18 protein-coding genes are annotated in these 19649 nt (G+C 57.8%); 8 read left to right on the top strand and 10 right to left on the bottom strand.

What is annotated here, in order from left to right:
• Positions 1 to 124 precede the first annotated feature (124 nt).
• Positions 125 to 754, bottom strand: coding sequence for a DUF421 domain-containing protein (locus L248_RS03685; protein ID WP_022528729.1), 630 nt, complete (start codon positions 752 to 754; stop codon positions 125 to 127).
• 9 nt (positions 755 to 763) lie between these two features.
• The gene (locus tag L248_RS03680) at positions 764 to 1234 is read right to left on the bottom strand and encodes a DUF3290 family protein (protein WP_022528728.1); all 471 of its coding nucleotides are present in this window, start codon (positions 1232 to 1234) and stop codon (positions 764 to 766) included.
• A 174-nt stretch (positions 1235 to 1408) separates the two neighbouring features.
• On the opposite strand from L248_RS03680, the gene L248_RS03675 reads away from it, so the two are divergent.
• The 4 genes from L248_RS03675 (at position 1409) to L248_RS03660 (ending at position 4125) form a co-directional block, all read left to right on the top strand.
• The gene (locus L248_RS03675; RefSeq protein ID WP_040534712.1) at positions 1409 to 1852 is read left to right on the top strand and encodes a DUF1642 domain-containing protein; all 444 of its coding nucleotides are present in this window, start codon (positions 1409 to 1411) and stop codon (positions 1850 to 1852) included.
• Between the two features lie 187 nt (positions 1853 to 2039).
• A complete protein-coding gene (locus L248_RS03670) occupies positions 2040 to 2258 on the top strand; it encodes a hypothetical protein (protein WP_155828556.1) in 219 nt (72 codons plus the stop codon).
• A gap of 43 nt (positions 2259 to 2301) precedes the next feature.
• On the top strand, positions 2302 to 2793 hold the full coding sequence (locus L248_RS03665; protein ID WP_022528725.1) for a YagU family protein: 492 nt from the start codon (positions 2302 to 2304) through the stop codon (positions 2791 to 2793).
• A 9-nt stretch (positions 2794 to 2802) separates the two neighbouring features.
• A complete protein-coding gene (locus L248_RS03660; protein WP_022528724.1) occupies positions 2803 to 4125 on the top strand; it encodes a glycoside-pentoside-hexuronide (GPH):cation symporter in 1323 nt (440 codons plus the stop codon).
• Between the two features lie 111 nt (positions 4126 to 4236).
• On the opposite strand, the gene L248_RS03655 is transcribed toward L248_RS03660, so the two are convergent.
• Positions 4237 to 5178, bottom strand: coding sequence for a DHH family phosphoesterase (locus L248_RS03655; protein ID WP_022528722.1), 942 nt, complete (start codon positions 5176 to 5178; stop codon positions 4237 to 4239).
• Positions 5179 to 5515: 337 nt separating this feature from the next.
• Here L248_RS03655 and L248_RS03650 point away from each other — a divergent pair, with 337 nt between their 5' ends.
• The 3 genes from L248_RS03650 (at position 5516) to L248_RS03640 (ending at position 8801) form a co-directional block, all read left to right on the top strand.
• Positions 5516 to 6193 carry a helicase-related protein gene (locus tag L248_RS03650; protein WP_022528721.1) on the top strand — a complete coding sequence of 226 codons (678 nt, stop codon included), beginning with the start codon at positions 5516 to 5518 and terminating at the stop codon, positions 6191 to 6193.
• Between the two features lie 45 nt (positions 6194 to 6238).
• A complete protein-coding gene (locus L248_RS03645) occupies positions 6239 to 7423 on the top strand; it encodes an MFS transporter (protein WP_022528720.1) in 1185 nt (394 codons plus the stop codon).
• Positions 7424 to 7508: 85 nt separating this feature from the next.
• Positions 7509 to 8801 carry an MFS transporter gene (locus tag L248_RS03640; RefSeq protein ID WP_022528719.1) on the top strand — a complete coding sequence of 431 codons (1293 nt, stop codon included), beginning with the start codon at positions 7509 to 7511 and terminating at the stop codon, positions 8799 to 8801.
• 12 nt (positions 8802 to 8813) lie between these two features.
• On the opposite strand, the gene L248_RS03635 is transcribed toward L248_RS03640, so the two are convergent.
• The 3 genes from L248_RS03635 to L248_RS03625 form a co-directional block, all read right to left on the bottom strand.
• Positions 8814 to 9614: a nucleotidyl transferase AbiEii/AbiGii toxin family protein gene (locus tag L248_RS03635; protein WP_196811984.1), complete on the bottom strand. Its 801-nt coding sequence runs from the start codon at positions 9612 to 9614 to the stop codon at positions 8814 to 8816.
• A 53-nt stretch (positions 9615 to 9667) separates the two neighbouring features.
• Positions 9668 to 10261 carry a type IV toxin-antitoxin system AbiEi family antitoxin domain-containing protein gene (locus L248_RS03630; RefSeq protein WP_022528717.1) on the bottom strand — a complete coding sequence of 198 codons (594 nt, stop codon included), beginning with the start codon at positions 10259 to 10261 and terminating at the stop codon, positions 9668 to 9670.
• Between the two features lie 331 nt (positions 10262 to 10592).
• Positions 10593 to 11021, bottom strand: a complete 429-nt coding sequence (locus tag L248_RS03625; protein WP_022528715.1) for a MarR family winged helix-turn-helix transcriptional regulator — start codon at positions 11019 to 11021, stop codon at positions 10593 to 10595.
• A 73-nt stretch (positions 11022 to 11094) separates the two neighbouring features.
• On the opposite strand from L248_RS03625, the gene L248_RS03620 reads away from it, so the two are divergent.
• Entirely contained in the window at positions 11095 to 11691 is a 597-nt protein-coding gene (locus L248_RS03620; protein ID WP_245585271.1) for an NADPH-dependent FMN reductase, read from the top strand.
• Between the two features lie 36 nt (positions 11692 to 11727).
• On the opposite strand, the gene L248_RS03615 is transcribed toward L248_RS03620, so the two are convergent.
• The 4 genes from L248_RS03615 to glpO all read right to left on the bottom strand — a co-directional run bounded on the left by L248_RS03615 (position 11728) and on the right by glpO (position 19584).
• Entirely contained in the window at positions 11728 to 12603 is an 876-nt protein-coding gene (locus L248_RS03615; protein ID WP_022528713.1) for a hypothetical protein, read from the bottom strand.
• 30 nt (positions 12604 to 12633) lie between these two features.
• On the bottom strand, positions 12634 to 16737 hold the full coding sequence (locus L248_RS03610; RefSeq protein ID WP_040534709.1) for an SdrD B-like domain-containing protein: 4104 nt from the start codon (positions 16735 to 16737) through the stop codon (positions 12634 to 12636).
• Between the two features lie 271 nt (positions 16738 to 17008).
• Complete coding sequence (locus L248_RS03605) at positions 17009 to 17716, bottom strand: MIP/aquaporin family protein (protein WP_022528711.1); 708 nt, start codon at positions 17714 to 17716, stop codon at positions 17009 to 17011.
• A 14-nt stretch (positions 17717 to 17730) separates the two neighbouring features.
• A complete protein-coding gene (glpO, locus tag L248_RS03600) occupies positions 17731 to 19584 on the bottom strand; it encodes a type 1 glycerol-3-phosphate oxidase (protein ID WP_022528710.1) in 1854 nt (617 codons plus the stop codon).
• Positions 19585 to 19649: the final 65 nt, after the last annotated feature.

Genomic DNA, 19649 nt, shown 5'->3' with positions numbered 1-19649 from the left:
GCTTCAAGCCGTGCCCACCACGTTCCAGCCCGTTTTGCCGGAGCTTGCGGAGCTTTGACACGGCGTCGAGGGAGAATTTTGTCCCAGTCCCTTTTGGGTGCTTATCAGGCCCAAGGCAGGGGGCTCAGTATTGGGTGATTTCTAAATGATCATTGATGTACACGGCCATGTACACGTGGGCCAGGGTGACCCCTCGGGATTGAAGCTGCGTGTCGAGCCAGTTGCGGTCCTTGTGGATGATGTCCAGGGAATCTTCGTCCACCTGACCGTCCAGAATGACGGGATAGTAGGCCGTCGGATCGTCCTGCAGGGTCACGGTGAGGGTGCCGTTGGTCTCCAGCACGGCCCGCTTCACCTTGCTCAGGTTGCTGGCCCCGTGCTGGCGCAGCTGGAAGGCCAGCTCCTGGGCCGAGATGCCGGCCCGGGTGGCAAAATCGGTGTCGATCCGGCCGTTATGTACGATGGTGTGGGCGGACCCGATGAGGATGTTCCGGGCGATGCTGTTATGGTTGGCCAGGAAGCGGGCGCCGAAGACAATGATGCTCCACAGCAGCAGGACGATGAAGAATTGCAGGATGGTGATGCTGGGATTGTAGAGAATACCGCCGATGATGCCGCCCAGGACGAAGTTTTGCAACTGGTCGATGGCGTTGCTCGGTGCCAGGTTGCCCCGTCCCGCCAGTGCAATCTGCAAGACGAAGGCGGCGAAGCCCAGGGTCAGTTTGATGAAGAGAGAAAAGTAATCGATGTCCATGGTCGGTCGTCACTCCTTAATGTATTGCACTTTTTGGTTCAGCAGCGTCGTCTTGGTCAGCGTGTAGCTGGTGATGCTGGAGTCGTTGTTGAAGGTGACGGCGTAATAGTCGGCATCGACCTTCAAGACGAGCCCAGTGCCCAGCCAGGTCATGTTCGCCGCGATGGCGGCGGGCGGAACGTCTTTCTTCTTCGCCACGTCCTTCATGAAGCGGCGCATGATTAGTGCATTATTGTTATTGCTGTTGGTCAGCTGGTAATTCTGTTGGATATCGCTGATTTGAATCGCCACGGCCAGCGCAGCGACCAGCAAGGACAGCACCAGCAAGTCCCGGTTCCGGGCGCTGTCCCGGTGGCGCAGGTAATTCAGCATCAGGGCGACGGTGACGACGATCACCACCCCCGTGACGCCGTAACGCAGCCAATCGAACTGATTGCCCGTATGGCTGGTGAAGTAACTGTAAGTCCAGAGTTGTGTCATGTGAGAAATCCTCCCCCAGCGGTGCCGGTGGTGAACGCAACGCATGCCGCGTGTGTTCACCGCTGCACCACAATCGTGATAATTCTATTGTGAGCGGGGGCGGCCGAGAGCGCAAGCCGCGACTGCACCCCGTGTTTGTGGGATAATGTGAGCAAACGAAAGAAGGCGGTTGAGATGGCAGAAGGGTTGTATCACCACAAGACGATTATCAAGGCCGAGCGGTTTGACGGCAGCACTGAGATGGCCCGGCGCTGGGGTATGGTGCAGAGTCCCTCGGCGGATGACGGCTGGGTCTTTAACTATGAGCAATTGACCCCTGTGGCGGCGGGCCGCTGGCTGATCAACGATGACGGCAATGTATTTACGGAGTCTGATACGTATTTCCGAAAGGCGTACAGTGCTCTGCCGGTGATTCCGGCGGTCGTTGCTGAATGGTTTGATCATTCGCGCCAGCGGGGCATGAATTTCTACGATGCCATTTCTGCACCGCGCCACCCCAAGGAACTGGATGCATGGCTGATGGCCCCGACCGACCAAGGGGCGGACGAGACCTTGAGCCAGTTCATGCGGGCTTGGCTCGATGGGTATATTGTCGCAGAGAAACCGGCCGAACCGTGATTCAGAAATTAGGTGGTGTTAGCGTGGATATTGGTATTTTTTAGCCAGAAACGCTTCACACAGAGCTTCGTAAGCATCCTTTCAAGGGTGCTTTTTCATTTTCCGTGAAAAAATCTGAGCTTTTTGACCAGCTTTTCGAACGTCGGTTCGATACAATGGAACTATGGAGACCATTGAAGGCTTGACGATGCTCCTCAAAAAGAATGAACGTGCCGCCACTCACCGCGTGCCTTTTCAAAATTGGTACGACGTGGTCATTCGTCTGATTATGTTACTGCGCCGTCTGGACCAGCTCACCGAGCAGCAGACCAACGTCGACGCGATTTGTGCCCCCGCGATTGCTGCCCTGATTGCCGCGGTACCCAGTCCAGATTCAGCCGTTCCAGTAGCGGAGGAAGCCAATTAGCTATACAATTGTAAGTGAATAAAGGATTTGGGAGGTTTTTACCATGGCTAAGAAACAATTTTCGGTCCATCACGCATTGGTTTCCGGCGCTGTTGCCGGAACGGTTTCCGGTCTGGTCAAGTTGGGGTGGGAGAATATTCTGCCGCCGCGGACGCCAGAACGGGACGCCACCAACCCGCCCCAGCATCTCTTGGAACAACTGGGTTTGCCGGAGCGCTTGGCCCACGCGACGTTTACGTATAACGGTCACGAGATTCCCTGGACCAGCTTGGCCATTCACTTCGGCTTCTCCACCAGTCTGGCGATGTTCTATGCGGTCGTCCGGCACTACATTCCTTTGGCCAAGCTAGGCAAGGGAACGGCGTGGGGCCTCGGCGTCTGGTCGGTAGCCCACCTCGTCGCTATGCCCGCCATCGGCAACGTCCCGCCCGCATCCGAGCAGCCGATGGAGGAACACATTTCTGAAGCATTGGGCCACGCTATCTGGAACTGGGTCAATGAACTGGTCATTGAAGAAATGGAACACGAAAAGTAAGGTGACTTGATGCGCCAACAAACACGCTGGCAAACGCGGTGGCCGGAACGGATCAGTTACGGATTGAGCGATGCGGCGGATAACCTGGTCTTCCAGGTGATGACCACGTACCTGCTGTTTTTCTACACCGATGTCTACGGGTTGAACGCCGGCGATGTGGCGCTGCTCTTTATCATTGCCCGGATGTGCGACGTCGTGGAATCGCCGTTGGTCGGCCTGATGATCGACCACACCCACTCCCGTTTCGGTAAGAGCCGGCCATTCTTCCTGTGGTACGCCGTGCCCTACGTTGTTTTCGCCGTCCTGACGTTCGTGACACCGCCGTTCAGCTACGGCGGCAAGCTGGCCTGGGCGTACTTTACTTACTTAGGATTGGGCTTTCTCTACACCACGGTCAACCTGCCGATCACCTCAGTATTGCCGACCTTGTCAGAAAACGACCGGGAGCTGACGCTGCTCGGGGTCATTCGCCAATTCTTCGGCAGTGCCGTACAAATTATCGTGGCCGTCTTCACGCTGCCGCTGGTCGCGTTCTTTGGCGGCGGCAACGAGCAGCGCGGCTTTCTCGGCACCATCAGCTTGTTCGCTGTGATTTCACTGGCTCTGATCCTGAACACGTTCTTCCAGATTCGGGAACGTTTCAGCCAGCCCGAGATTGCCCATCAGCCCTGGCGCAAGGTGCTGGGCGCTGCGCGGCGCAATACCCCGTGGCTCGTCTTGTCCCTGGTCATCTTCTGCTTCTGGCTGGTGACGGCCATTAAGAACCAAACGACGGTTTACTATTTCAAGTATGTCCTTAATGATCAGAACTTGGTCTCCTGGGCAAACAGTTTCACCTTTGCCTCCCTCATCGGTGTGGTCAGCATCATGGCCTTGGCCGGCCGCTGGGGCAACAAGCGCACCATGGGCACCGGGATGGTGATCGCCCTCGGCGGCCAGCTCTTGCTGGCAGTGGGGGTGTATGCCCGTTCTCTGCCTGTGCTGTTTGCGGCGACCGCGGTGAACAGCATCGGCCAGGGGATGATCGTTGGCTTGGTGTCGATCATGATTGCGGACACGATTCGCTACGGGATGGTCGTCCTGGGCGTTCAGGCCGAGGGCATCTTTGCCTCGGCCAATGACCTCGGCGTGAACCTCGGTCTGGGCCTGGGCGGGCTGGTCACCGGCGGTTTACTGGATATGTCCGGTTACGTCGCCAACCATGCCCAGAACGCAGGCACGCTGCAGATGATCGATCTGAACTATGTCTGGATTCCCATGGTGATTTATGGGGTAATGATTGTGCTTTTGCATTTCTACAATGAAAAAGCATTGTATGCAGCCATCAAGTAGGAATTGGTTTGCCCCCAGTCGGGCAAGCTCAAGTAAAGAAGTACAAAAATAGCAGTGCCGGCAAAAGTTGGCACTGCTGTTTTTTCACTCAGAACGATGGCCAATTCCAACTCAGTTCATGGCGTCTAGTTCCCTAATGATCGTGTGTACCTCATCGAGCGAATCGGCGACAGCACCGCTGGCCAAATCATGACCGCCACCGCCGTGCTTCACTGCCAACGGCTGGATCGGGGTGGTCTTGCTGCGCAGTTCTACCCGGTACTTGCCGTTGGGTTGTTGCGTAAACACGACCCAGCGGTCCAGCGTCGTCAACTTGCCGAGGAAACCCACGGCGGCTTGTTCCCGGCCAGCCGGCAGGTGGAATTTCTCAATTAAGTCCCGGTCCATGATCAAAGACCCCGCACCGTTGGGGGTGACGGTGACGTGGTCCAGGGCGTAGGCCAGCAGCTTGCCCACCGCTGGCGTGAAGGAAGATTCCTGGCGGCCGATCGCCGGGGCATCGATGCCCGTCCGCAACAGGGCGGCGGCGACTTCGTGGGTCCGCGGCGTGGTCAGGTCGTAGAGAAAACGGCCGGTATCGCCGATGAGCCCGGCGTAGAGCGGGGCGGCGGCGGTCTGGTTGATGGCCAGGCTATCGGAATAGGTCACTAGATCGTAGACCATTTCACTGCAGCTGGAAGCGCCAGGGTCGACCCATTGAATGTCGCCGAACGGTTCCTCGTTGGGGTGGTGGTCGATCTTCATCAGCAGGGCGCCGTCGCGGTAATGGTCACTGTCGATACGCGCCGTGTTAGCGGTGTCGATGACGATGACCAAGGCACCCTTGTAAGCACTGGCCGGCACCGTGGCCTGGTCGCCGATCCAGGCCAGTGTTGGCGCCTCACTGCCGGCGGCGTAGATCGTCTTATCGGGGTAAGCCGCCCGCAGAATCGCGGCCAGCCCAGTCTGCGACCCAATGGCGTCGGGGTCGGGGTTCACGTGGCGGTGGATGATGATCGTATCGTACTGAGTGATCGCCGTCAGGACGGCGGCGAGGGGATTGACATCAGACATGGAAGAAAACCTGCTTTCTATAGTGATCTCATTGCCTCTATCATACTACGCCAGCCGCTGCGCATTTCTAAAACTGAACATCAATACAACTGGCCGCTAACTGTATTGGGTGTTTGCTTTGAGCCGGACCGCACAGCACGGTATACTGGAATTAAGACATTCAAGGAACCGTGGGGAGAAACGGGGCAGGGCAATGCAGCGCACATCATTTACGCGCGACAACGTGGTACAACTGTAGGACCAGTGGGCGCACATCAACGCCCAGCTGGTCTCTTTACGCCGCACCCGGCAGGATGTCCTGCGCGAGCTGCCGCCCATCGAGTTTTTCGAAGACTGGGTGGACTTTGGCCCCGCCGAATTTCTTCACTATCGCCAGGCCGTTGCTGCGGGCAACTTCATGGGCATGCGCCAGGCCGGCTTCAGCGGCGGCGACCCGGCCGCGTCCCCCAAGCTGGACCGGCTCCTGGCCATCTGTGCCGAGGCTCAGGCCGGCGGGCGCAAGGTGATCGTCTTTTCTTTCTTCCGCAACGTCCTGAACCAGGTCCATACCCACCTCGCCGCGGCCAGCTTCCCGCCGATCATGGGCGGCGTCAGTCCCCAGGAGCGCCAGAATATCATGGATGCCTTCACCGCCGCCTCTGCGCAGGAGAGAAATGTCCTCTGTGCCCAGGTGAACACCGCCGGCTTCGGGCTCAACCTGCAGGCGGCCAGCGTCATCATCTTTTGCGAGCCGCAGATCAAACCGTCTCTGGAAGAGCAAGCCCTGTCCCGGGCGTACCGGATGGGCCAGACCAACACGGTGACCGTCTACCGGCTGCTCACTGCGGCCAGCGTCGATGAACGCATGCTGCAGATGCTGGCCGATAAGAAGCGGGCGTTCCAAGCCTATGCCCAATATTCCGCTGTCGCCCAGGCCAGTCCGGACGCCACCGACGCCTCGGACCAGGCGCTGATCAAGCAGCTCGTTGCTGCCGAACAGCAGCGGTTGGGCGTCCCCGTCACAGCAGCCCGCTAAGCCGGACACTGTGTTTCACGTGAAACAGGAAGGAAGCAGGGTATCGTGTCGTCATCCTCACCGGTCACTTGGCACCGCAATGCGGCGGCGTACCTCATCAGCCAGAACCTGATCGTTTTGGGCTCCGCCATGGCGTTCTTCGCCATTCTCTGGCAAATCACGCTGAACACCGCCTCGGGGGCCTGGATGACCTATGTCTCGCTGGCGACCAGTCTGCCCACGCTGCTGATTGCGTTGCTTGCCGGGGTTTGGGCCGACCGCTATAACAGAAAGTGGCTGCTGATCATCACCATCGGCACCGTGTCGGCGCTGTCTCTGAGCCTCGCAGCGCTCTTTGTCCGCCGTCCTCGCGATTTGAGTCTCCTGCTGGTGATCGGTGTTGTGCGGGCTTTGGGGACGGGACTCAAGACGCCCACCCAGAATGCGTTGCTGCCACAACTCGTGCCCCGGGACGTCATCAGCCGGATGAACGGCCTCAACCAGATCATTTACTCTGTGGTCATGCTGATTGCGCCCCTGGCCGCCGGCTGGCTTTTGGCCCGCACGACCATTTTCTGGATCTTCGCTGCCGACAGTACCACCACCGTGCTGGCTATCGCCGCGCTCCTGACGCTTCGGGTGGACCGGCCCACGGCCGTCGCGCCGGCGCCCGGTCAACTCCGCCGCGGCTTGCGCTATGTTGCCAGTCACCATGTGCTGGCCGTCTTCATGCTCTTGACGGCGGCGGCATTCATCCTCATTGCGCCAGTCTCCCAGATGAACTCCATTTATGTAACTCGCCGCTTCGGGAACGTCGTTTGGCACCTGACCGCCAACGAGTGGGCCTTCACCCTGGGGTCCAGCCTGGCCGGCGCCTTCATCTTTTGGCGCAAGCACATCCGCCGGCAGCCCACCGTCATCGCGGCTGGTTTTGCGGCAGCCGGCCTCTGCATCATCGGCATGGGCGCGGCCGGCGCGCTGCTCCTTTACCTGACGGCCATCTTCTTCCTGGGGGCCAGCTCGCCTTTCTTCCTCACCGTCCAGACCATCTACCTGCAAGAGACGGTTCCCGGCGCCATGATGGGGCGGGTGTTCGCGCTCTGGTCGATGCTGTCCACCAGCATCTACCCAGTGGCCATGCTGGCGTTCGGACCGCTGGCCGACCGCGTCCCCATCAGCAGCATCTTCGTCGTCACGGGGGCCTTGCTGCTGATCGTCGCCTGGCTGTTCCACCGGTTCGTACGGCAGTGAGAAAGGCACCGGCACACTAAAACGGCCGCCAGTTCGGGGCCGCCGATCAATCGTCTAGTTTTAGGGAAGGGAAGCCCAGCACATCATGCAACAATCCGAAACAGCCTGGCACCGCGCAGCGGCAGCCTACTTAACCAGTCAAAACCTCTTCGTCTTCGGCTCCTCCACGGTGTTCTACGCCATTCTTTGGCACATCGCCCTGGTGACGTCGTCGGGGGCGTGGATGACCTACGTCTCCCTGGCCACCACCTTGCCGGCCCTGCTGATCTCGCTGTTCGCCGGCGTCTGGGCGGACCGGTACAGCCGCAAGTGGCTGATCATCGGTGCGGCCGGGGCAGTAACGGTGTTAACGCTGGGGCTGGCTGTCGTCTTCACCACCCACCAGAACGACTTGGTCCTGCTCCTGGCCATCGGCGTCGTCCGGTCGCTGGGCAACGGGATCGAGAACCCCGCGGCCAACGCCTTGCTGCCGCAAATCGTGCCCAGCAGTGCGCTCACACGGATGAACGGCTTGAACCAGGTCGTCATGGCGGCTATGCTGCTCCTGTCGCCGCTCTTGGCCGGGTGGATTCTGGCCGATCTCGGCATCATCTGGATCTTCATCGTGGACGCGGCCAGTGCGCTGCTGGCCGTGTTGGCCCTACTGACGCTGCGGGTCAGCCGGCCGCAAGACGAGACCGCTTCTTCCGCCGCGGCGTCTGCCGGCAGGACAGACCAGCAGCCCACCGCCGCGTCAGCGACACAACCGGCAAACCAGGCGGCCGGAACTAACGCCCAGCGGCGGCCTCGCGCCATCGGCCAGATTCTCGGTGGCTTACGCTACGTCGCTAGTCAGCAGCACCTGCTCATCTTCATGGTCCTCACCGGTCTGGCGTTCATTCTCATCGCCCCCTCGTCGCAGCTTTCTACCCTCTACGTCAATCGCCAATTCGGCGCGCAAGTCTGGCACCTGACCTTCAACGAGTGGGCGTGGACCCTGGGCGCCAGCATCGCCGGGTTCGCCATCGCCTGGCGCAAGCAGTTCCGCGACAAGATCCGTATCATTGCCCTGGGCTTCGCCGCCAGCGGTCTCTGCTTCGCTGAAATGGGCGTGCCTCAGCCGTTCCTGCTTTACCTCGTGTTCATGTTCCTCTCCGGCGTCGCCTATCCGTTCTTCCTGACGATGCAGACCATCTACCTGCAAGAGACCATCGCCAAGGACATGATGGGCCGCGTCTTCTCCCTCTGGCAGATCCTTTCCACCGGTATCTATCCGATTGCCATGCTGGCATACGGCCCCCTGGCCGACGTGGTGCCGATCGGCGGCATCTTTGTTGTGACCGGTTTGCTGCTGGTGGTCGTGGCGTGGCTGTTTGGCCGGTTATTGGCAGAAAGGTGACGCCTACGTCATTCAGTTAATGTTGAGACGTTCAAGCAAACTTTCGGCTACGTCACAGGTTTCTTCCAAACTAATTCCTTGAGCGTAAATAAATTTTTGCTGGTAGGCGCGCCACTCCGCAAGCATTACTGAATCGTGCCGGATTTGTTGCAATGTCTCATGGTAATGCATAAGGCGTCCCAGGCTTTGCCGGTATGTTCCAGTGTTGATTACAGCCTGTCGCAAAATACCATAGTTAATTTCTTGTGATTCGGTGGTTGCGAGGGCATACAAGTCGTAGAAATCTTTTGCGCGTGTATTCGTAATTGACCGGGCAATTACCGTTTCTAACTTTTCAGCCAGGAGGGTTTCGACGTTATATGCCATCACTGTGATTGTCCGATCATCTGTAATCAGGCGATGATGGTATTTGATTCCTCGCGGTGTGATACGGTCACCGGTGGACAAGTCGACTTTGATGGTCGGTGCGAGGTTGAAGATGCTGGCGCGAATGTGCACGCGGAATCCGCCGTATTGGTCTTTATCTCGAATTGGTTCAACTTTGGTCAGTTCCAGGCGCACCTGATCGTTCAGGGGTTGAATTTTACAGATTTTCGAGAAAACGTCAGCAACCGTTTTCTCAGTCATTGCAAGACCGACCAAAGTGGTATCAATATCCATTGTGGACCGTGTGTCGAGGCCAAGTAACGAGCCGATCAAGAAACCACCTTTCAGTATCAGGTTGTCCCTATATGGAGAAAGTGCAATGCGCTCCAGTAAATCGTCGAGAGCAATTTCTTGTAGAAGAAATTGCGGACTGATTTTGTTTTGCACTGACGCCTTCTTCAAGTACGCCTTGAATTGCATACTGTTTTTGAATCTTTTTTTCACAGAAGCACCTGCATATATCCGCGCATTTTTTCAGTGACCCTCAGGGCCCGGGCATACTCGAACAAACGGGTGATATCCTTGTTGGGGCGGCGGGCATACTCATTCATGGCTTGAACAATCACTTCGTTTTCAGATTCGTTCGGTTTTCGAATGATATCGCAGAGGGTGCGTTCGATATCGTATGTTTTGACCAGATGGCTTCCTGGTGTGAGTACCTCCGTAATCCCCAGTGAATATAGGTGTACGGCCTGAAATGATGGGACGATAGCGGATTCTTTTAAACCCGCTGGATGATATGACTGTGGAAAATTCATATCGAGCAGTAGAGGCGTGCGATCGGTTAACCCATGGAGATACAGCGCGGTATCTCGAGCAAAGATACCTTGACTAAATCGGTGTTGTGCGAGTAGGAAGTCATCTGGCAAAAAGTCAGGATCGATGTAAATCCCCCGATCAGCCCTTTCCAATTTTCCCGCGGCAGCCATTCGGCTTAATGTCATGGTATTAATGCCAATAGCGAGAGCTTGTTTTCGCGTAATGCTCCCGTGGTTTTGTTCCAAATACTGTTTGACCTTAGCTGAATCATCCATTTCTTTGCCTCCCTGTTGCTTTTAAACGTTACTATACAGTAAAGTAACGTTTAAAAGCAACAAATTTGATTATTCAGTTGTGGCAGAGAGAATCCTTGCACTGATAAACGGATCACGAGCAGAATTGGTTACACGGATTCTGTCGCCTACAGAATTACATTACGCAAAAAAATCCGCAAAGTGCAAAGCATCCCAAAATTTCTCCATGAAAAAAGCCGATGCAGATTGAAAGGATTGAAGGTGACGTTCACGTCATTCAGTTAATGTTGGCGTCGTTTCAAGTAGTCGCTTTTGTGGAGGCGTACTTCTTGACTTCGGGGACACTTGTCGGCTAACGGCCCAGCAATTTGGCAATCATCTGGAGGCTGGTCAAGATTTGCTTTTGGTCAGCAGCAGAGAGAGGCGCCAAGGCGGTCTGCAACACGTCCGCCCGGGCCTGGCCGATGCGCTGGAAGATCGCCGTGCCTTCAGCGGTGAGTGTGATTTGTCGGGCCCGCTTGTCTGCTGGATCGGGGTGAGTGGCCAGCAGCCCTGTTTGTTCGAACTTGGTCACCTGCCGGCTGACAGAGGAGTAATCTTTGCCCAGCTGGCGGGCCAGGTCGCTCACATTCAGCTGTCCGGCGGTGCCTACTCGGACGATGATCGGCAGGAGATTGGGGCTGGGCGTGAGACCGGCCGCGGCGATGATCCGCTGGTCAAAGCGGGGGTCGTTGAAGTAATTGACAATTTGCAGCAGCGCTTGAAAGATTTCATTTTCCATAGTTGCTATTTTACCACGAAGCGGTTAATATATGTGCATGTTGCACGTATATTTCAGGAAATGGGGTCTTTTTTTGCAAACACAACCAACTATCGGTATCATCATCGGCTCGAATCGACCAGAGCGCATCGGCGGGGCAATCGGCGAATGGGTCCAAACGGCGCTACATGCCGGCGAGACGCCGTTGTTCACGACCAAATTGATCGATCTGGCCCAAGTCGCCTTGCCTTTCTTAGATGAGCCGGCAATGCCCGCGCTGGGACATTACCAGCAGGCCTACACGATGGCTTGGAGCCGCGAGATCCAGGCCTGTGCCGGGTTCGTGCTGGTGTACCCGCAATATAATTGGGGCTACCCGGCAGTCTTGAAGAATGCCTTGGATTACTTGTACGCCGAGTGGGCCCATAAGCCGGTGAGTCAAGTGGTGTACGGCCACCACGGCGGGTTCCAGGCGCAGCTGGCACTGTCACTGGTCACCAAAGGACTGCACATGGTCAGCATGGACGTTAATCCGAGCATCAATATACAAGATCCGATGTTCGCAGCCGATGGGCAGTTCCGCGACATTCAAGCCGCGCTGCAGCCCGGTGCCGCGGGCATTCATTTGCTGGCTGAAGAGTTCAATGCATTGATTCGAGACCATGCAAAAAACGACCAGCACCAGTCGTGATGATTGACCAGTGCTGGTCGCGGCTTAGATGGCGGATTATTGAGCAGTCTCTTCTTGCGGCAGCGGGCAGCCCAGCATCGCGTACACCGGGGCCGGCCGGAAGGGCCATTCGTGCAGCGTCGTCCAAGCCCAGTAATCGGTGCTGTCGAATTCGCCGCGCAGCGTCGTGAAGCCGTGCTCTTTCGCCCAGTTGATTTGCGCCGCTTGCAGCGCCCGCAGATTGTTGATGTGGTTAGCGCCCACCCAGCTCATGGTCAGGACATGCGGGTCGTCTTCAAAGAGAAAGGTATAAGCGCCGATGTGGGGCGTCTGATTCGCAATGGCGATGGGCGCGTCCTGGATGACATCGGCGAACTGTTGCGGCCATTCGTCAAAATCGTCCATTTTCTTCACGGGATTGATCAGGTGGTTGTGGGCGTAATCGGACAAGCTCGTCCACATCAGCTCGCCGTAAAGATTCGATTCGTCCCGCTTCAATTCGGGCAAGGTCATTAACCGCTTGTTCTGATGCCGACGGTGCGGTACGGCGATATCTGCCAACGGCACCGTCGGCATGACGGTCTGCCGCCACTCGGTGAACCCGTGGGCCAGCAGCCATTCGCTGAAATGGCTCAGCGGTAGATATTCCCACGTCGCCAGCCGATCCTTATGGTTTTTTCGAGCTATCAGCTGCACATCCGCCAGCAGCAGGGGATACAGACTCTCACTGCCCAGCTGGACGTAACTGGTGAAGCCCTGCGCGTGGGGGTGAAAATCATTCGTGCTGAACACGGTGATCCCCACCAACTGCCCGTCATTGTCCCGGTACGTCTTCACCGTGTCGGGATTTTTCTGCCACTTCACCCAAATATCGGCTTGCCGGCTCACCGGCCGCAACAAAGCAGTAATCTCGTCCTTTAACTGTTGCTTCACATTCTTCGCTCCCTCGCTTGATAATCAGTCTTACAGTCCTAAGTTTAACCCATATGTCACCGTAGCTTGGTACTGACTGCCAAGAATGCCGGTCGTCCCCGCGGTGGGAATGGTGAGCTGAATGTTTTTGAACGTGACATCTTCGGGGTTGTTGCCAATGCCAGTATGGTTAAAGATGGTGACAGCAGAATCGCCGGCAACAACGGGGTCAACGCTGGTGATGGTGCTGCTGACGGGGTCAGAGAAGTCTATGCTGGCGCCCGCCAGACCGGCGGCTGCCGTGTCGCTGGTTTTGAAGGTGCTCATGCTGGCCGTGACGTGATAAGCCTCTTGATACGTACCGGAGATGGTCAGGGTGTTATCCGCCGCGGTCGCGCCTGTGCTGGGATCGGCGGTATTTTGATACACTGACTGGGTTTGCGGAATCGCGTGTTTGCCGAAGTACAGATTCGGGACATGGGTCAACGACAGCGTCCCGGCCGCCGTGGTAAACCCGGCGTTGACATTGGCGACCACATATCCCGTGGTGCCGGCCATTGCCGAGAGATCCGGCAAGGTGTAGACAGCATGGGACAGATAATCCGTCCCGCCCGCTGCCGCATCGGTGGCCGTCAAACTCGGATCCAGGGCAGAGGAGTTGGCCAAATCGTTGGGATCAGCGTTCATCGTCGTTGGGGTGCCCGCGTTGCTGCTCATGCTGGCTTGAGAAAAGCCCACGCGGTATTTCCCTGCGGCCAGGTGGGTCAGGGAATAGTTGCCGTCTTTGTCCGTGGTCACGTTGGTGATGTCCTGACCGTTCAGATCTTTGGTCACCAGCTTCGGGGTACTGCCAGAAACGTCCCACAAGTGCACGTGGAAGTTGGCGATCCCCGGCTCCGTCGTTCCGCCGGCAATACGCAGGCCGTCGCCGTTGACATCGTGCCAGACATTACCCTTAATGGTCCGGTTCACGACATCCACTTCTGCGGTATCCGTCACGGACGGATCGCCTGTGGGTGTCCGCCGGTAAGACACCAGATTGGCATAGACGTCGCCGGCGTAGTTGCCGTCCGGGGCGGCTTTCGTCTTACGCGGGGTGTAGTACATGGTGTACAGGTCGTTGCTGCCCACGGGCAGGCTGTCTTCCCGGAAAAGGATCGCCGTGATCGGTTTGTTTTCGTCGTAAGGTAAGGCTGCCCCCGGCGTGTAACTGTACCATTGAGCGTCCCCGGTCGCCGTACCAGCGGTGATTTGCTGATACACGGCGTCTGCATCGTTGGTGCCGCTGCCGTCCGGCGTGAATGCCGGGTCGTAGGTATACCAGATTTTACCCGACCCTTTTCCGGCGACAATCTTATCGATACTGTAGCCGCCGGTGAATTGCGACGCTTTGGTCCCGCTGCCTTTCTCACCGTTGCTGGGCAGGCGGTCCAACACATTGGTGGTGTAGGCCTTGGAATAATCGTTACGTACCTGGACCTGAAACTTGAAGGGACTGTTGCGTTCGACGATGGCGGTGTTGGCCATGGTGCCGTTGTCTGTGCCATCGGCGGCCTTCTTGTCGGCAATCAGCGCGGTCTCCTTGTTGACATTGATGTCCAGATTCTTAGTGCGCAGGGCCACCACGCTGGCATCATCCGGGGAACTGATGACGGCCGGAATCGAAAACGCCTTATAGACGTTGGTCCCGAAATCGATATCCATCTGGTCGAAGGTGAGGTTGAAGTTGATGGTCGGCTGGACTCCTGGCTTGGGGTGATCCAGGGTAATCGTCATCGTCGTTGTGCCGTCCGTATTTTCTTTCAGGGCGGGGGTAACAGCCTTGCCGCCCATCGTCACATCGCTGCTGTGAACCCCCTTGGGCAGGGTAACGGTCAGGGTGATGACCCCCGTGGTCTGGGCGCTGCTCCCCGCTTGAATATCCGGCGTCAGCGAGCAGGCCGCGGTATCTCCCATGTCGTAGGTCTTGGCATTGGCAGAAAAGTCGTCGATCCGGGTCAGGTAAGGTTCAACCAGCAGCGTCCCCACGGGGTAGGTGCCGTCAGCGGCTTCGGCGGCATTGTTGCCGCGTTTGATCTGATAAGTATTGGTCGGTGCTGTATAAGCACTCGTTTGATCCGTGGCACTGGGGGCCCGGGTATAGGCCGCGGGCGTGTAGTTGTAACTGCCCCAGGGGTACCACGCGGTCGTGCTGGTATCGGTTCGGTCACCATAGTACGTGACTGACCGGCTCACGGTGAGATAAGGATCGCCGTTGGCCGCAGCCGTTCCGTAATGGTCGCTGACGATGGTGCGGTCGTAATAATAATCTGTCTGGTACAGCGGACTGAGGGCTTGGGTGTAAACACACTTAATTCCGCTAATGGCACCGTGAGCTTCCGCTTCTTTCGCGGTGGCATACCACGTATACGAATCGCCGGTATTGCCGGTAAGGTCGGCCAAGGTATATTTGCCCGTTTTGCTAATACCATAATAGAAAGTCGGCTTCAGCGGGTCGCCGTTGGCATCTTTACTGTATGTAAAGGGTTGAACACTGTCGTCAAAGTGCGACTCATTGGGGTTCCAGAATTGGTAAGCATCGGCCCCGGTGGCATTAACATCGAAGAGGCCCAGATGCATCTGGGCTTCCACCGTTTCCCCCGTATAAGCGGCGGCATCGTCTGCTTTCCAGTCATCGGTACTGAGAACCTGGCCCTGCGCATTCCGCAGAATGGCATTCAGCGACTGGTGCCCAATGGCGTTGGAATCACTATAGTTCCAGTTGACACTGGCCCCATAATTGCCATCCTTCGTGGGCAGCGTGGCCGCATCAGAAGTGATGGCGAGATCTGCAGCGCCCTCGGTCACGGTTTTCCCGTCGTCAACGTAATTGACAGAACTGTTCTGCGCGACGAAGTTCAGAGCATCGCCCTTAGTGTACTGGTCCAGCGGCAGAATGATGGTGGCCGCTGAGGAGAGAAAGAGTTTCGTCTGGGTCGCCCACGGATCGGACGGGTTGCTGTTACCGCCGCTATTGTTGGGCGAAACGCCGCCGGCGGACCAGCCCGAATATTGGTAGGTGAGGGCGTTCGCTGCACTCCCCGCCGTCAGTGTCCCGCTGTCAATGACGGCGTCGATGTTGGGACCGGCTTGCGTCAACGCCCCGCTGCCGCTGGGCATGTAGGTACTGATGGTACTGGCGCTGGTGGGTGCATTGGGGTACTGACTGGCGAAGAGCGGCACCGTGGTTAAGTCCTGCCGCGCCGGCCCGACCTGGAACGTTTGCATCGGGGTGGTCAAGTCTAAGGCCGTATTGTTCAACGTGGCACTGGTGGCTAAATTGACGGTCACTGCCGAACCAGGATCGGGATAAGCCGCGCCCAAGAATGAATGGCCGCGACCTGCCAGGGGTTTCAAGCCGACACCAAAGTTGAGAACGCCGATGACGGCCTTCTTTTGTGCTGCTCCCGTCGCTTTCGCATAGGTATTGAAGTCGCGCAGCCCATTAGAGCCATTGACGTTCACCAGCACGACGCCCAGGTTGACCTTGCTGCTGACGGTGAAACTGCTGCGGCTATCGCTGTCGGCCGGGGTCGTAATATCCTGACTGACATCCACCGTGTGGGCGGTCCCTTTGCTATCCACCCACTTGGTGACATGGGCGTGCAAATGGGGCGTCAGCACCGTCCCGTTTTTGGCCCCGTAAACATCAATGGGCACGTTGACGACGTCGGTATTGTTGTTCGCCGTGACGTGGAAAGTCTTCGTAGTCGAGAAGGAGACGGTGCCCGCTGTGAAGTCGGCCGTGCCGTTGACGGTATCTGGAAAGCCGGCGTTCTGCACCTTGTCCACTAGACCGTTGCCCAGCGTGCCGCTCAGTGTAAAGGTGACATCGTAAGGGGCATCAGTGGGATCAAACGTCAGGCTGGCCCGGGTAATGATGCTGTCCCACGCCCGCACAATGCCATTATCGCTGCTGCTGTCATTACCCGGATCGTTATTGCTGTCGAACGTGGCCGTAGTCCCGTCGATCGTCGGCCCAAAGGACGTACTTTGCAGGATACCGGCCGCCGCCTGGGCATGCTGCGGCTGACTGCCAGGCAGCAGCAGCCCGGCTAATAAAAGAACACCGCTGAAGACGGCTAACCAGCGTAGACGAAAAATTCGACCAATCATATGTATCAATCCTTCCAGCGTGTTCAAAATTCCCACTTTCATTATACTAATGGAAATCATAATTTGAACCGATGGCGCGATATCTTCCAGAAAACGTCTCACTTTGAAGCGCTGCGGACCTCTTACCCAGCGGCCTAAACAGGCAGCAAAAAAGCCGGCGCACAAGGCGTGCGCCGGCCACAGGAGGTTTGTAAATTATGGATCAGCTTCAAGCTGGGCGAGGGGGCAAAGCGGCCCCTGCTGCGCGTCAACCGATGGGGGGATCCCCGGGTTACGGCAGCAGCACGAACAGCAGCGCACCCGCAATCCCGCCGAGGAACGGCCCTACGATCGGGACCCACGAGTAGGACCAATCTGAACCGCCCTTATTGGCAATCGGCAAGGCGGCGTGGGCCAGCCGCGGCCCCAGGTCCCGGGCCGGGTTGATGGCGTAGCCGGTGGTCCCGCCCAGGCTGAGACCAATCGCCGTGATCAGGATACCCACGCCGATGGGGTTCAAGCCTGCTGTCCACTTGCCCCGGGAGAAGGCGAGCAGACCGAAGATCAGGACCGCCGTACCGATGAATTCAGAAAGGAAGTTGGCGCCGTAACTGCGGATCGCCGGGCCCGTGGAGAAGATCCCCAGGGTGGCTGCCGGATCGTCCGTTGCTGCCCAGTGCGGGTAGTACTGCAGCCAGACAAACACGGCACCCAGGAACCCGCCCAGGATCTGGGCGATGATGAAGGGCAGTACCCAGGCCCACGGGAACTTGCCAATGACGGCAAAGGCCAGGGTCACCGCCGGGTTCAGGTGCGCCGGTCCCATGAAGGCCGCAGAGTAGACGCCCAACGTGACCGCCAGACCCCAGCCGAGGGTGATGGCAATCCAGCCGGCGCCCTGCGCCTTGGACTTGTTCAGCGTCACGCCGGCAACAACCCCGTCACCAAGCAATACCAGAATGAAGGTCCCCACGAATTCCCCTAATGTTTCAGTCCACATAACGATCCTTCTTTCTACTGGGTCACAGCCGGAGCGTCAGCCTTCTTCAGATAGGCCAGTTCACTCTCGTCAATGGCCGCATTCAGACGAGCCAACTCAACGGCTTTCCGATCATCGTCCCAATCCAGCAGACGGGCCATCTCGTCGATGACTGGCTGCTTCAAGCTATCCAGCGTCTCGGCATGGAAGAGAATGGCATTGGTCCGGCGCAGAAGGTAGTCCACCGGGTTCAGCGTCATTTCTTCATTGACCGAGTAGCGCAGGCTGATGGTCTCCTTGAGGCTCAAGCCCGGGGCGGCACCGTCGCGCACGTAAGTGACGACGCGACCGGTGTTGGAGCCGAAGCGGTTGGCCAGGTCCTGAGCGTCAGCTTCAGGCAGCCCGGCGTCGGCGGCGATGCGGGTGAAGAACTTCATCGTCTCGTCCACGTTGGTCGGGTCGAAGTGCCCGCCGGAGACTTGCAGCTTCTTCGAGTCGATTTCCTTGGTCTGGATGTTGAATTGTTCAGAAAGGAGTCGGCGAATCAGTGCCAATGCCCCCGCGGCCATCTTGCGATAGTCGGTGATCTTGCCGCCGGACAGGGTGATCATCCCATCCGGAGCCTGCTTCAGAGAACTGCCGCGGCTCACCTGGGACGGGGTCAAGCCGGCTTCCGCGTGGGCGGTCTCCAGCTTAGAAATGGCGCGCTCGACGTCTTCCCGGGTGGCGTTCTTGTCCTCGTAATCGTCAACGGTCTTGATCAGCTTATCGAAGGACTCGTCCGATACCTTGCCCTTGTTGGCGCCGCCGCCGTTGTAGTCGGAAGCGCTGTTGTTGGCAATCAACGGGCGCAGACCCGCCCAGCTGGCTTCAATATCGTCGATGGTGATGTGGGCATCCGGGTAGCGCTTGTTGATGACTTTCAACAGGTAATCCACGTCGGCCTGCTCTACCCGCGGGTGCTTGTAATCGCCGGTGTAGTCCGTGTCGGTGGTGCCGAAGTAGGTCTTGCCCTCCCGCGGTACCACGAAGACCATCCGGCCATCATTCAGACCGGTGTCCATGTACGTGGGCTGCGGTACCGGCAGACGGCTGCCGTCGACCACCAGGTGGACGCCCTTGGTCGGCCGCAAAGTCGGGCGCTGGTCTTCTTTCTCATCCAAGGCCTTGAACTTATCAGCCCACGGACCAGTTGTGTTGATGACCAGCTTCGCGTGGATGTCGAATTCCTCGCCCGTGAGCAGATCCTTGGCGTGCAGGCCGGCCACTTGGCCAGCCTCGTTATAGATCACGCCAGTGGCTTGCACGTGGCTGGCAACAGCCGCGCCCAGCTCGTCGGCTTCCTTGATGTTCTCAATGACCAAGCGAGCGTCGTTGTTGACGAAGTCCAGATAGACCCCGCCGCCCTGCAGGCCGGTGGACTCAATGTGCGGCTCGCGCTGCAAGACTTCCTGCTTGGTAACGGTATAGTTCGCATACTGAGACCCCTCGACGCTGGCCAAGCGGTCGTACAGATCCATGGCGATCTTGACGCTGAACATATCGAAGGTGCTGCCCGGCTCGTCAAAAATCGGCAGCAGCATCGGGAATGGCCGCGGAATATGCGGGGCAATCCCCTGGACAACGGCCCGTTCCTTGACGGTGTCAGAAACGACCCCCACATCGAACGTCTTCAGATAACGAATGCCGCCATGGACCAGCTTGGTCGACCGCGAACTCGTCCCCTCGGCGAAGTCCTGCATCTCGATCAACCCTGTCTTGATCCCCGACGCCGCCGCCTGAATCGCCACGCCCGCGCCAGTAATCCCGCCGCCGACGATCAGCAGATCCAAGTTGTTGTTCTTTAACGCCTCAATCGTTTGTTTCCGGGTATTTTGAGAAAATGCCATGATTGATGATCTCCTTTTATATAAGTGCTAGGTACCAGGATCCGAAACGAAACTCTCTCCGGACA

This window comes from Schleiferilactobacillus shenzhenensis LY-73 (assembly GCF_000469325.1).
Lineage (GTDB): Bacteria > Bacillota > Bacilli > Lactobacillales > Lactobacillaceae > Schleiferilactobacillus > Schleiferilactobacillus shenzhenensis.
This window is presented reverse-complemented; position numbering and strand designations above follow the sequence as displayed.

Coding starts and splice junctions, on each gene's coding strand:
- L248_RS03660 (WP_022528724.1), top strand. CDS start 2,803: ATGCGCCAACAAACACGCTGGCAAACGCGGTGGCCGGAACGGATCAGT.
- L248_RS03680 (WP_022528728.1), bottom strand. CDS start 1,234: ATGACACAACTCTGGACTTACAGTTACTTCACCAGCCATACGGGCAAT.
- L248_RS03640 (WP_022528719.1), top strand. CDS start 7,509: ATGCAACAATCCGAAACAGCCTGGCACCGCGCAGCGGCAGCCTACTTA.
- L248_RS03605 (WP_022528711.1), bottom strand. CDS start 17,716: ATGTGGACTGAAACATTAGGGGAATTCGTGGGGACCTTCATTCTGGTA.
- L248_RS03610 (WP_040534709.1), bottom strand. CDS start 16,737: ATGATTGGTCGAATTTTTCGTCTACGCTGGTTAGCCGTCTTCAGCGGT.
- L248_RS03675 (WP_040534712.1), top strand. CDS start 1,409: ATGGCAGAAGGGTTGTATCACCACAAGACGATTATCAAGGCCGAGCGG.
- L248_RS03670 (WP_155828556.1), top strand. CDS start 2,040: ATGCTCCTCAAAAAGAATGAACGTGCCGCCACTCACCGCGTGCCTTTT.
- L248_RS03630 (WP_022528717.1), bottom strand. CDS start 10,261: ATGGATGATTCAGCTAAGGTCAAACAGTATTTGGAACAAAACCACGGG.
- L248_RS03685 (WP_022528729.1), bottom strand. CDS start 754: ATGGACATCGATTACTTTTCTCTCTTCATCAAACTGACCCTGGGCTTC.
- L248_RS03655 (WP_022528722.1), bottom strand. CDS start 5,178: ATGTCTGATGTCAATCCCCTCGCCGCCGTCCTGACGGCGATCACTCAG.
- L248_RS03665 (WP_022528725.1), top strand. CDS start 2,302: ATGGCTAAGAAACAATTTTCGGTCCATCACGCATTGGTTTCCGGCGCT.
- L248_RS03625 (WP_022528715.1), bottom strand. CDS start 11,021: ATGGAAAATGAAATCTTTCAAGCGCTGCTGCAAATTGTCAATTACTTC.
- glpO (WP_022528710.1), bottom strand. CDS start 19,584: ATGGCATTTTCTCAAAATACCCGGAAACAAACGATTGAGGCGTTAAAG.